This window comes from Cupriavidus pauculus, assembly GCF_008801835.1.
GTDB classification, from domain to species: domain Bacteria; phylum Pseudomonadota; class Gammaproteobacteria; order Burkholderiales; family Burkholderiaceae; genus Cupriavidus; species Cupriavidus pauculus.
In genome coordinates, this window is sequence record NZ_VZOW01000022.1 from 77081 (window position 1) to 88349 (window position 11269).

At 66.6% G+C, this 11269-nt stretch carries 8 protein-coding genes; 6 read left to right on the top strand and 2 right to left on the bottom strand.

Annotated elements, in window-relative coordinates; all coding sequences use genetic code 11:
* Window positions 1-78: 78 nt before the first annotated feature.
* Complete coding sequence (locus F7R19_RS20435; RefSeq protein WP_200899009.1) at window positions 79-2241, bottom strand: TonB-dependent receptor family protein; 2163 nt, start codon at window positions 2239-2241, stop codon at window positions 79-81.
* Between the two features lie 326 nt (window positions 2242-2567).
* Here F7R19_RS20435 and F7R19_RS20440 point away from each other — a divergent pair, with 326 nt between their 5' ends.
* From F7R19_RS20440 to F7R19_RS20450, 3 genes are all read left to right on the top strand, one after another.
* Window positions 2568-3851 (top strand): MFS transporter, encoded by a 1284-nt coding sequence (locus F7R19_RS20440; protein ID WP_150981805.1) that lies wholly within the window; start codon window positions 2568-2570, stop codon window positions 3849-3851.
* Window positions 3852-3981: 130 nt separating this feature from the next.
* Window positions 3982-4995 carry an AraC family transcriptional regulator gene (locus F7R19_RS20445; RefSeq protein ID WP_150981806.1) on the top strand — a complete coding sequence of 338 codons (1014 nt, stop codon included), beginning with the start codon at window positions 3982-3984 and terminating at the stop codon, window positions 4993-4995.
* 185 nt (window positions 4996-5180) lie between these two features.
* A complete protein-coding gene (locus F7R19_RS20450; RefSeq protein ID WP_084003929.1) occupies window positions 5181-6116 on the top strand; it encodes a mechanosensitive ion channel family protein in 936 nt (311 codons plus the stop codon).
* A 196-nt stretch (window positions 6117-6312) separates the two neighbouring features.
* Here F7R19_RS20450 and edd read toward each other — a convergent pair whose 3' ends face one another.
* A complete protein-coding gene (gene edd / locus F7R19_RS20455; protein WP_061955664.1) occupies window positions 6313-8139 on the bottom strand; it encodes a phosphogluconate dehydratase in 1827 nt (608 codons plus the stop codon).
* A gap of 398 nt (window positions 8140-8537) precedes the next feature.
* On the opposite strand from edd, the gene zwf reads away from it, so the two are divergent.
* The 3 genes from zwf to F7R19_RS20470 form a co-directional block, all read left to right on the top strand.
* Window positions 8538-9986 (top strand): glucose-6-phosphate dehydrogenase, encoded by a 1449-nt coding sequence (gene zwf / locus F7R19_RS20460; protein WP_150981809.1) that lies wholly within the window; start codon window positions 8538-8540, stop codon window positions 9984-9986.
* Window positions 9987-10122: 136 nt separating this feature from the next.
* Window positions 10123-10803: a 6-phosphogluconolactonase gene (gene pgl / locus F7R19_RS20465; protein WP_061955668.1), complete on the top strand. Its 681-nt coding sequence runs from the start codon at window positions 10123-10125 to the stop codon at window positions 10801-10803.
* Window positions 10804-10809: 6 nt separating this feature from the next.
* Window positions 10810-11269 (top strand): glucokinase (locus F7R19_RS20470; protein ID WP_211922768.1); only part of this gene is annotated, 460 nt, incomplete at its 3' end.

Consider the following 11269-nt stretch of genomic DNA (forward strand, 5'->3'; position numbering starts at 1 on the left):
CGGAAACCGCATCGCCAAACGAAGCGGCCCGCAACAAGCGGGCCGTTTTTCATGGTGCCGATGGCGCGTCGGGGGCGCTCAATATGCCAGCGACGCCTGGATGTAGAAAGTGCGCGGCATGCCCACATACTTGCCGGAGTTGTTGTCGGTGGAGCGCGTGAAGTAGCGGCGGTCGAACACGTTCTTGATGCCCACCGCCAGCTTCAGATTCTGCGCCGTCTTGCCGAAGTCGTAGCCCAGCCGCAGGTTCATCAGCGCATAGCCGGGAATGTCGCCCAGCGCGCCGTTGGCGGATTCCTGCGTTTGATACACGGTCGACGTGGCGGGATCGCCGGGCGAATGCTGCTTCGACTGCGCAAAACCATCGACGTTGAGCGTCCAGCGGTTGCGCGCGTATCGCATGCCCAACGTGGCCGTGTGGCGCGAATAGAACGGCAGGTCGCGGCCGGCAAAATTGCCCTGCTGATAGTAGGCGTCGGTGAACGTGTAAGTGGCGTAGGCGCTCAGGCCGGCCAGCGTCTTCGACAGCTTGCCGAAGTCGTAGCGCAGCGCCGATTCGATGCCGCGGTGCGTGGTGGCGCCCAGGTTGGTCCACGCATCGGGCGCGCCGCCCGTGCCGCCGCGCAACTGCAGTTCGTCGTCGAAGTCGATGTTGAACAGCGTCAGCTCGCCGCCAAACCCGTTGATGTCGTTGAAGTGCGTGCCAACCTCGTAGGTCTTGGCTTTTTCAGGCGTCAGTCCGTTGGTGGTGGACGCGATCTGGAAGTACTGCAGCGGGCCGAACGACACGCCGGCATTGGCAAAGGCCGTCCAGTTGTCGTTGATGTGATACAGCACCGACAGCGACGGCAGCGGCTCGTTGGACGACACGTCGGTGCGCACGTTCGTAAAGCGGTCGGTCAGGTTCGAGCGGATGAACTCGTAGCGCAGGCCCGGCGTGATGGTCCAGTTGCCCCAGTTGATGGTGTCGTCGATATACACCGCGTTGGCCGTGGTGCCGCCCGTGCGCCATTGGTACACCGGCGCCGACAGATCGGGCGCGAACACCGTTCCCGGCGTGTAGTACGCGGTGCGCGTGGCCTTTTCATCGCTGGCTTCGCGCAGGTAGCGATAACCGATGCTGACTTCGTTGCTGACGCTGCCGGTGCGGAACAGCTGCGAATAGCGCGGCTCGAATGCGAACACATGGTAGTTGCGCGGCGCGGTGGTCAGTCGGCGCTGCGCGGCCGTAGCGCCCGTGCCCTGCTGTTCCAGCGTGCTGCCGCGGAAACTGTCGGTGTAGTACGTCAGCACTTCGAACTTGCGATTGGCGTCGTTGTGCGCGTACTTGACCGAGAAATCGCTGCGGCGGCCCGAGAAATCGTCATAGGGACGATCCGACTGGAACGGATTGGCCGCGTACTTCGCGCTGGTCAGTCCGCCCGGCATGCCGGCGTGCGCCTCGTAGTAATGAAACTGGGCCGAGATCGTATCGTTCGGCGTGATCTGGTACGCGCCCTTGAGCATCAGGTCGTCGATGTCGACGTAGTCATTGCTTTCGCGGAAGCCGTTACCGTGCACGCCCGAATACAGGAAGGCCCCGCCCAGACCCTTGTCGTTGGTGCCGCCGATGAACGCGGTCGGATTGGCCTTGGCGTTGCCACCATGGCTGTAGATGTCGGTTTCGATCGACGCATCGGCCGCAAACGTCTTCGGAATCGCGCGCGAGACGAAGTTGATGATGCCGCCGACGTTCTGCGGGCCATAACGGACCGAACCGGCGCCGCGCACCACATCCACGGCATCGAGATTGCCCAGCGACAGCGGTGCCATCGACAACTGCGGCTGGCCGTACGGCGCCACGGCCAGCGGCACGCCGTCCATCAGGATCGTCGAGCGCGGCGAGAGGCGCGAGGTCAGCCCGCGCACGCCAACGTTCAGCGAAATATCGCTGCCGCCCGTGCCATTGCTTTCCTGTACCTGCACGCCCGGCACGCGGCGCAACACATCGCGCACGTTGTTCGCGCCGCTTTCGGTGAAGGTTTCGCGCTCGACGATGGTCCGTGCGCCCGGATGCTCGAGCACCTTTTCCTCGCTGGGCGCTTCCAGCCAGTTGCCAACCACGGTGACCGCGCTCAGCGAATTGCCGGCGGCAGCGGGGGCCGGCGCAGCGGGCTGGACGGTCTGGGCTTGCGAGACAGGGGACAGGCAGAGCAGCGCGACGCCGGTCGCGCAGAAGGAAAGTCGAAATGCGGGCAGCACGGTGTAAATCCGGAAAGGCGGAAGGCAAAAAGAAGCGGCGAAGGCGACACCGATATCGGTGATGTCTGACGCACGTTTGCAGCGTTGTGCGCCGACGCGGTGCCTTGTAATGCGCCTGTCGTCCAGCCCGGAGTATAAATAAGAATGATTCGCAACCACATTCTTGGGCACGAATTTGTGTCGAGGCTGTGGTATTCATGCATCAATGTAGATACATGGCGCTGTCGGCGTATTGCCGGGGAGTCGGCTAGAATTCCTGACTTTGCCGTTGTACGCGGTTGCGTACATTGCCCGCCTTTGCGCGTCGCCAGACGCTTTCCAGTCTCATGTCATCTGCCCCCGCGCACCCGGCCAATGAGCCGGACACCGTTTTCCGCGATCCCGCTTTCCGGCATTTCTGGTTTGCCCGGCTCTGCACCACCATCGGCTACCAGATCTTCACAGTGGCCGTCGGCTGGCAGATGTACGACCTGACGCGCGATCCATTCATGCTCGGCATGGTCGGTCTGGTGCAGTTCCTGCCGTCGATCGTCTTGATGCTGATGTCGGGCCATGTGGCCGACCGTTTCGATCGTCGCATCATCGTGCGCACCTGCCAGATCGCGGAAGCGGCGATCGCGCTGTCGATGGCCGTGGCCAGCCTGTCGGGCTGGGTGACCAGCGAGCACATCTTTTTCTTCGTCGCCGCGATTGGCGGTTGCCGCGCCTTTGAAACGCCGACGCTGCAGGCGCTGCTGCCCAGCGTGGTCACGCCGCGCATGCTGCCGCGCGCGGTGGCGCTGTCGAGTTCGGCGGCGCAGACCGCCATCATCATCGGCCCCGCGCTGGGCGGCTTCGCGTATGTGGCCGGCCCGGGCGTGGTGTATGCGATCAGCGCCACGCTGTTCGCCATCGCGGCGGCGCTGGTGTTCACGCTCAAGCTGCGCCAGGCCGCGCAACGGCTGACCGCGCCGGTCAGCGTCAAGACGCTGTTTGCCGGCTTTGCCTATATCCGCAGCCATCAGGTGTTGCTGGGCGCGGTGTCGCTCGATCTGTTCGCGGTGCTGCTCGGCGGCGCCACGGCGCTGTTGCCGATCTACGCGCGCGACATTCTGCATACCGGTCCGTGGGGCCTGGGGCTGCTGCGCTCGTCGCCGGCCATCGGCGCGCTGGTCACTGCGCTGTGGCTGGCGCGGCATCCGCTCAATCGCCGTGTCGGGCGCGTGATGTTCGGCGCGGTGGCGATCTTCGGCGTGGCCACGATGGTGTTCGGCGTGTCGACATGGCTGCCGCTGTCGATGGGCGCGCTGGTGATTCTGGGCGCCTCGGACATGATCAGCGTGGTCGTGCGTCAGACCCTGGTCCAGCTCGACACCCCCGACGACATGCGCGGCCGCGTGGGCGCGGTGAATTCGGTGTTTATCGGCGCCTCGAACCAGCTTGGCGAATTTGAATCGGGCGTCACGGCGGCGCTGCTGGGGCCCGTAGGCGCCGTGCTGCTGGGCGGAGCGGGCACGCTGCTGGTGGTGGCCGCATGGATGAAGCTGTTCCCGCAGCTGACCAATCGCGATCGGCTGCACGATCATCCGGCCGCGCCGCAGCCGTCAGAAAAGGCCGCCGCGGCGCATTGATGCTGCAGGGTGCGTAATCGGCCAGGGCGGTGCTGCCGCCCTTTTTTGCGGCCCAAGCGTACCCGTTTCTGCGTTGCCGCAAGCGGCCCGACGCGCGCCGGCAGCGGCCGAATTGCGCTAGAGTCGCAGCATGCCCATCGCCAGCCGGGCGCCTGCCCCCAGCGCCCCCAATGCTCCCAACGCCGCCGTAAACGTCTCGGCCGCCCCGCACGGCCGTGATGCGGTGGCGTCGGCCGATGGTCCGGCCAGCTCGCCGGCCGCGCAGCCGTTGCACGACAACGCAGTGTTTTCCGCGCTCACCCAGTCGCGTGCGTCGCTCGAACGCGCGTGTGTGCTCGGCGATGGCCTGGGACTCGCGCTCTGGCGCAATCGGCACGACGATACCGCCTACGCGCGTCCCGGCCACCACACGATGTCGATGTATCTCGAAGGCGGCCATGCCACCTATCGGCGCGACGCACCGGATCGCAAGGGCGCGCCGGACCGGCTCTGCGTGCTGCCTGCCGAGCACGAATCGTCATGGCATGTCGGTGGCGACCAGCGCTTTCTGCATCTGTATTTCCAGCCCGAGCATCTGGCCTGGCATTGCGTGCGCGTGCTCGATGCCGAACCGCGCGCACTGCAGTTGCAGGATCGGCTGTTTGCCGAGGATCCGATGTTGGCCGGCCTGTCGCGCCGGCTGGTGATGCTGGACTGGCAGGACATCGACAGCCGCATGATCGGCAACGCCATTGCGCACGAGGCGGTCACGCATCTGCTGCTGTCGCATGGCACGCGCAGGCCGTTGGCTCAATGGCGCGGCGGCTTGTCCGGCGCGGTGCGGCGCCGCGTGGCAGACTGGATCGACGCGCATCCGGCGGCCAATCCCACGCTGGGCGAGCTGGCCGCGCTGGCTGATTTGTCCGAATTTCACTTCGCGCGGATGTTCCGCGTGTCCTTCGGCATGCCGCCGCACGCGTGGATCATGCGTGCGCGGCTGGAGCGGGCTCGCGCGCTGCTCGGCAATGCCCGTCTGTCTCTGCACGAAGTGGCGAGCCAGGCCGGGTTTGCTTCCACCAGCCACCTTGGCAACCGGTTTCGCGCCGCATTCGGCATCACGCCGGGGCAGTGGCGCGCGGCGGCAAATTCTTCTGCCGGGTTGTAAGGACTTCACACCGCCCACCGCAGGCCGCCGCATTGTGATGCGCGCAGCGCGCGCCGATCAGATTGGGCCGAGCCGTTATCGGGCAATGCGCCGCGCAGAAACGGGTACGCTTTGGGATTTCCCGGGCCGCTGGCTGGCACGCCCTTCGCAAGTCACGCCCGGTTTGCATCCCGTGGAGTCAACGCATGGACCTGAATTTCATCGATCACGCAAAGCTGGAGGCCACCTGGGCGTATCTGACCCAGTTCGCCATCAGCCAGGGGCTTAACTGCCTGGCCGCGCTGGCGATCCTGATCATCGGCTGGTGGTTGTCGGCGCGCGCCGCGCGCGGGCTGCGTCAGGCGCTGCAGCGCACCCATGTCGACGACACGCTGCGCCCGATGCTGGCCAGCATCGTGCAGTGGATCATCCGCGTGCTGACCGTTGTGCTGGTCCTGTCGCAGTTCGGCGTGCAGACCGCAAGCATCATCGCGATGCTGGGCGCGGCGGGCCTGGCTATCGGCCTCGCGCTGCAGGGCACGCTGCAGAACATCGCCGCCGGGATCATGCTGGTGCTGTTGCGGCCGTTTCGCGTAGGTCAGTACATCGACGCGCAAGGCGTGGCGGGCACCGTGCGCGAGACGGGGCTGTTCATGACGGAGCTGCAGACGTTCGACGGTGTCTGCCTGCGCGTGCCCAACGGCAAGATCTGGGGCAGCGCGATCATGAACTACAGCGAGAACCCGACGCGCCGCATGGACATGGAAGTCACGGTGACCTTCGACAGTCCGATCCAGGCCGGGCTCGACGCACTGGCGGCGATGCTCGACAGCGAGAAGCGCCTGCTTGCCGAGCCGCGGCGTGAAGTCATGGTGGTGCGCTACACGGATCGCGGGGTGACGCTGAACGCGCGCTACTGGACGTCCAACGACGACTTCTGGGCCGTGCAGTTCGCGCTGTTCGCGCGCCTGAAATCGACCGTCGAGAACGCCGGCTGCCGCATCGCCGTGCCGGTGCGGGACGTGCATATGCCTGCCATCGACGATGCCGATGCCGACCCCCGCGACGATGGTGATGGCGATGCCCGCGGCCGCGCCGACGGCTATCGCATCCGTTCGTCGGGGCCGGGCAGACCAAACTGAGCGATATTTCGCAGGCGCCCTCGCGCATGAGGCGGCGCGTGGGCGCGAAGCGGAAAAAACGTGGGAGAAGGCCCTCGGAGGGGCTCCGGCCAGCCGCCAAATGGGCGCAAACCGCGTCGCGCCACGCACGCAGAAACGGGTACGCTTTCGGGCGCCGCGTAGCGCCCGCCAGGCTCTTGCCGCAAATACTGTCGCGTCAGCCTTCGTCGGCAAACAGTGAACACGCGCCCATTTCCGCCGTGCTCACGTGCGCCCGGAAGCCGCCGAACAGATCGCGTCCCACACCGTGGCGATTGGCCGAAAGATCGGGAATATCGACCTGGCGCGCGGCCCACTGCGCCTCGTCGACCTTCACCGTCAGCACACCCGCCGGGGCGTCGACACGCACGATGTCACCCGTGCGGACACGGCCGATCGCGCCGCCGGACAACGCTTCGGGACACACGTGGATCGCCGCCGGTACCTTGCCCGACGCGCCCGACATGCGCCCGTCCGTGACCAGCGCCACATGGAAGCCGCGATCCTGCAGCAACGTCAGCGTCGGCGTCAGCTTGTGCAGCTCCGGCATGCCGCACGCCGCCGGCCCCTGCCACGGCAGCACCGCGACGAAATCGCGCTCGAGTTCGCCGCGCTTGAACGCCGCCAGCACGTCGTCCTGATGCAGGAACACGATGGCCGGCGCTTCGACGATCTGGTTTTCCGGCTTCACGGCCGATGTCTTGATGACGCAGCGGCCGAGCTTGCCATCGAGCACCTTGATGCCGCCATCGGGCGCGAACGGGTTGTCGGCGGGTCGTACGATGGTGTCGTCGAGCGTTTGCGCGGGGCCGTCGGTCCATGTCAGCCTGCCTTCGCGCAGCGTCGGCTCGCGCGTGTAATCGCCCAGGCCGCGGCCCACGATCGTGTTCACGTCGTCATGCAGCAGGCCGAGCGACAGCAGGCCGCGGATCACCAGCGACAAGCCGCCCGCCGCCTGGAACTGGTTCACGTCGGCCTTGCCGTTCGGATACACGCGCGCCAGCAGCGGCACCACGGCGGACAGTTCGTCGAAATCGTCCCACGTCAGCTGGATGCCGGCCACGCGCGCCATTGCGATCAGGTGCAGCGTGTGATTGGTCGACCCGCCTGTCGCCACCAGCCCGACGATGCCGTTGACGAACGCGCGCTCGTCCAGTACCTCGGCAATCGGCATGTAGCGCTCGCCGCCGTGCACCAGGCGCAGCGCCTGACGGGCCGATTCGCGCGTCAGCGCCTCGCGCAGCGGCGTATTCGGGTTGATAAAGGCGGTGCCCGGCAGATGCAGGCCCATGATCTCCATGAGCATCTGATTCGAGTTGGCGGTGCCGTAGAAGGTGCAGGTGCCCGGGCCGTGATAGGACTTCGATTCGGCTTCGAGCAGCCCCTGGCGATCGATCTTGCCTTCGGCGAACAGCTGGCGGATGTGGGCCTTTTCCTCGTTGCCCATGCCGGTAGTCATCGGGCCGCCCGGCACGAACACGGCGGGCAGATGGCCGAACGACAGCGCGCCCATCACCAGCCCGGGCACGATCTTGTCGCACACGCCCAGACACAGCACGCCGTCGAACATCTGGTGCGACAGCGCCACCGCCGTGGACATGGCGATCACATCGCGCGAAAACAGCGACAGGTCCATGCCGTCCTGGCCCTGCGTCACGCCATCGCACATCGCCGGCGTGCCGCCCGCAAACTGCGCGGTGCCGCCGGCTTCCAGCGCCGCTTCCTTGAGCCATTTCGGAAAGGCTTCCAGCGGCTGGTGCGCGGACAGCATGTCGTTGTAGGCGGACACGATCGCCAGGTTGGGCCGCTCCTGCGCCTTGAGCCTAATCTTGGCGTTGTCGGGCATGGCGGCCACCGCGTGGGCCAGGTTCGTGCAGGACAGGTTGCTGCGCTCCACCTTCTGCCCGGCCATGGCGCGGGTGCGATTGAGATAAGCCTGGCGGGTCGGGGCGCTGCGGGTCACGATGCGGGCCGTGACCCGTTCCAGAACGGGATGCGGGGGCATGGGGCTCTCCTGGAGTCGGGTGAGATGTTTTTGCGGGGCGTTGTCTTGCGAGGTGTCGTGTTCAGGGCGCTTGTGCAGCGTAGCCGAAAATCGCGCGCCGCACCGGCGCTGCGCTTGCCTGACGTTGGGATCACCCAATGCGGCGGATGTTCCGCGCAGCCTTCGTGCGGCGCGACGATCTCGCGACGTGTCACGCCGCTGTCACCCGCCGTAGCAACCCGTCTTGCATCCACGCAGAAACGGGTACGCTATTCCGCATGGCGGGATGGGCGCGTGCACAAGGCAAGGCGAGTGACGTAACATGGCCGGACACTTGGCTGGAACTTATACGCCGCCCGCCGGCACTCAGTAGTTGCCGGGGGGCGCCCCCCCATCCCCGCAAGGAGTCCAGGGTGAGCATGCCCGATTTCGACATGGTGCTGTTTGGCGGCACCGGTGACCTGGCGCGGCGCAAGCTGCTGCCGGCCCTTTTTGATGCGCACCGCTGCGGCGTACTGCATCCGTCGGCGCGGATCCTGGCCACCGGGAGCCACGCGCAGACCACCGAGCAATACAAGGCCTCGCTGGAAGATTCCGTGCGGCCCGGTCTGGAGCACGCGCCGCCCGACGCATGGGCATCGTTTCTCGAACGCATCTGCTACGTGCAGGCCGACGCGCGCCAGCCCGCGCACTTCGACGCGCTGGCCGAGAAAGTGCTGTCGCGCAAGCCCGAAGTCGTGGTCTGCTATCTGGCCACGGCGCCGCACATCTTCGTGCCGATTTGCGAACAACTGGGCCGCACCGGTCTGAACACGCCCAATGTGCGCGTGGTGCTGGAAAAACCGCTGGGCCACGATCTCGATTCCTCGGAGGCCATCAACGCCGCCGTCGCGCAGTTCTTCGCGGAAGACCAGATCTACCGGATCGATCACTATCTGGGCAAGGAGTCGGTGCAGAACCTGATGGCGATCCGCTTCGGCAACGCGCTGTTCGAGCCGCTGTGGCGGCGCGAATGGGTGCAGGACGTGCAGATCACCATCGCCGAGGAACTGGGCGTGGAAACGCGCGGCGATTTCTATGACCGCACCGGCGCGCTGCGCGACATGGTGCAGAACCACTTGCTGCAGCTGCTGTGCATGGTGGCGATGGAGCCGCCGGCCAGCCTCAGCGAAGACGCGATCCGCGACGAGAAGATCAAGATCCTCAAGGCGCTCAAACCGATCCAGCCGCAGGACGTCGCCGAGAAAACCGTGCGCGGCCAATACCGCGCCGGGGCGATCGGCGGCAAGCCGGTGGTTGGCTATCTGGAAGAGCAGGGCATCGCGCCGGACAGCCGCACCGAAACCTTCGTGGCCGTCAAGGCGGAGATCGCCAACTGGCGCTGGGAAGGCGTGCCGTTCTACCTGCGCACCGGCAAGCGCATGCAGTCGCGCGTGGCCGAGATAGTGGTGCATTTCCGCGACGTGCCGCACGCAATTTTTCCCAAGCCGCTGGGTTTGTCGCCGCAGAACCGGCTGGTCATTCGCCTGCAGCCCGAGGAAAGCATCCGCCTGTATTTCCTGGTCAAGCAGCCGGGCGACACGCTGGAGCTGACGCCCACCTCGCTCGATCTGGACTTTGCCAACTCGTTCAAGAAGCGCCGCGCCGGCGCGTACGAACGCCTGCTGCTTGACGTGATTCGCGGCCGGCTTGGCCTGTTCGTGCGGCGCGATGAACAGGTGCAGGCGTGGCGCTGGGTCGAGCCGATCATCGACACCTGGGACCAGAGCACCGTACCGCCCAAGCCTTACACGGCCGGCACCTGGGGGCCCGCCGCGTCGTCCGCGCTGATGTCGCGCGACAACGCGCTGTGGCACGAGGAAGTCTGAGACGCGGGCACGGGGCCGGCCAATCGGCTATGCCGTCGCGCCCCGGCCCCTTCGCCACCGCCCGCTGCCTTCAGCACATCCCCCGCGCATCGAACACGTAACCCTTCAACCGCTTGTCCACCGCCAGGAGATCGCCATGCGCCAGTTCGAACATGCCACGCCGATGGATCAGGCCGAATCGCTGGCCATCTCGGTGGGCCACGCACTCGATCTCGTCATCAAGGCAAAGGGCTGGGCCGTGCTGGCCGTTTCCGGCGGGAAGTCGCCGCTGCCGATGTTCGAGCGGCTGCGCTATCGGCCGATTCGCTGGGACGCCGTGACCGTGACGCTGGTCGACGAACGCGCCGTGCCGCCCGACCATGCCGACAGCAATGGCGCGCTGGTACGCAACCATTTGCTGCGCGAAGGCGCGGGCGTGGCGGCATGGGTGCCGCTGATCCGTGACGAAGCGGAAGCCGCCGAGCCGCAACGCGCCGTCGCGCGGCTGAACGGCGCATTCCAGCAGCCCGATGTGGTGGTGCTGGGCATGGGCGAGGACGGGCACACCGCGTCGCTGTTTCCCGATGCCCCCGAATTGCAGGACGCGCTGTCCGACCCGACGCCCGCCTATGTCGTGACTCATCCCAGCGTGGCGCCGCATGCGCGCGTGACGCTCAACCTTGCGGCGCTGCTGGCCGCCGAGCGCATGTTCCTGGCCATTTCCGGCGAGAAGAAGGCCGAAGTCCTGGCGCGCGCGCTGCAGGCGCCCACGCCGTCGCTGCCCGTGAGCGTGGTGCTGGCGCGCCATCGCCGCGGCGTAGACATCTTTCGCACCTGAAGACCGATGACCCGCAACGCCTCTGCTTATCCCCGCCTGCTGGCCGATGTCGGCGGCACCAACGTCCGCTTTGCCCTGGAATCCGCGCCGATGCGCATCGGCGAAGTCACCGGCTACAAGGTGGCAGATTTTCCGTCGCTCGAAGCGGCGATGCGCCAGTACCTGCAGGCGCAGCGTGCCGACGCGGTGCGCCATGCGGCCATCGGGCTGGCCAATCCGGTGACCGGCGATCACGTCAAGCTGACCAATCACAACTGGGCCTTTTCGATCGAACAGATGCGTGAGTCGCTGGGACTGACCACGCTGGTGGCGATTAACGATTTCACCTCGCTGGCGCTGGCGTTGCCCTGGCTGCCGGCCGATGCGCTGGCGCAGGTGCGCGCGGGCACGGCCGTACCCACCGCGCCGCGCGCGCTGATCGGCCCGGGCACCGGGCTGGGCGTCTCGGGCCTGGTGCCGGCGCCCG

Bases quoted from the DNA above. Each gene is read 5' to 3' on its own strand.
- F7R19_RS20445 (WP_150981806.1), top strand. From the start codon at position 3,982: ATGCCCATCGCCAGCCGGGCGCCTGCCCCCAGCGCCCCCAATGCTCCC.
- pgl (WP_061955668.1), top strand. From the start codon at position 10,123: ATGCGCCAGTTCGAACATGCCACGCCGATGGATCAGGCCGAATCGCTG.
- F7R19_RS20450 (WP_084003929.1), top strand. From the start codon at position 5,181: ATGGACCTGAATTTCATCGATCACGCAAAGCTGGAGGCCACCTGGGCG.
- zwf (WP_150981809.1), top strand. From the start codon at position 8,538: ATGCCCGATTTCGACATGGTGCTGTTTGGCGGCACCGGTGACCTGGCG.
- edd (WP_061955664.1), bottom strand. From the start codon at position 8,139: ATGCCCCCGCATCCCGTTCTGGAACGGGTCACGGCCCGCATCGTGACC.
- F7R19_RS20440 (WP_150981805.1), top strand. From the start codon at position 2,568: ATGTCATCTGCCCCCGCGCACCCGGCCAATGAGCCGGACACCGTTTTC.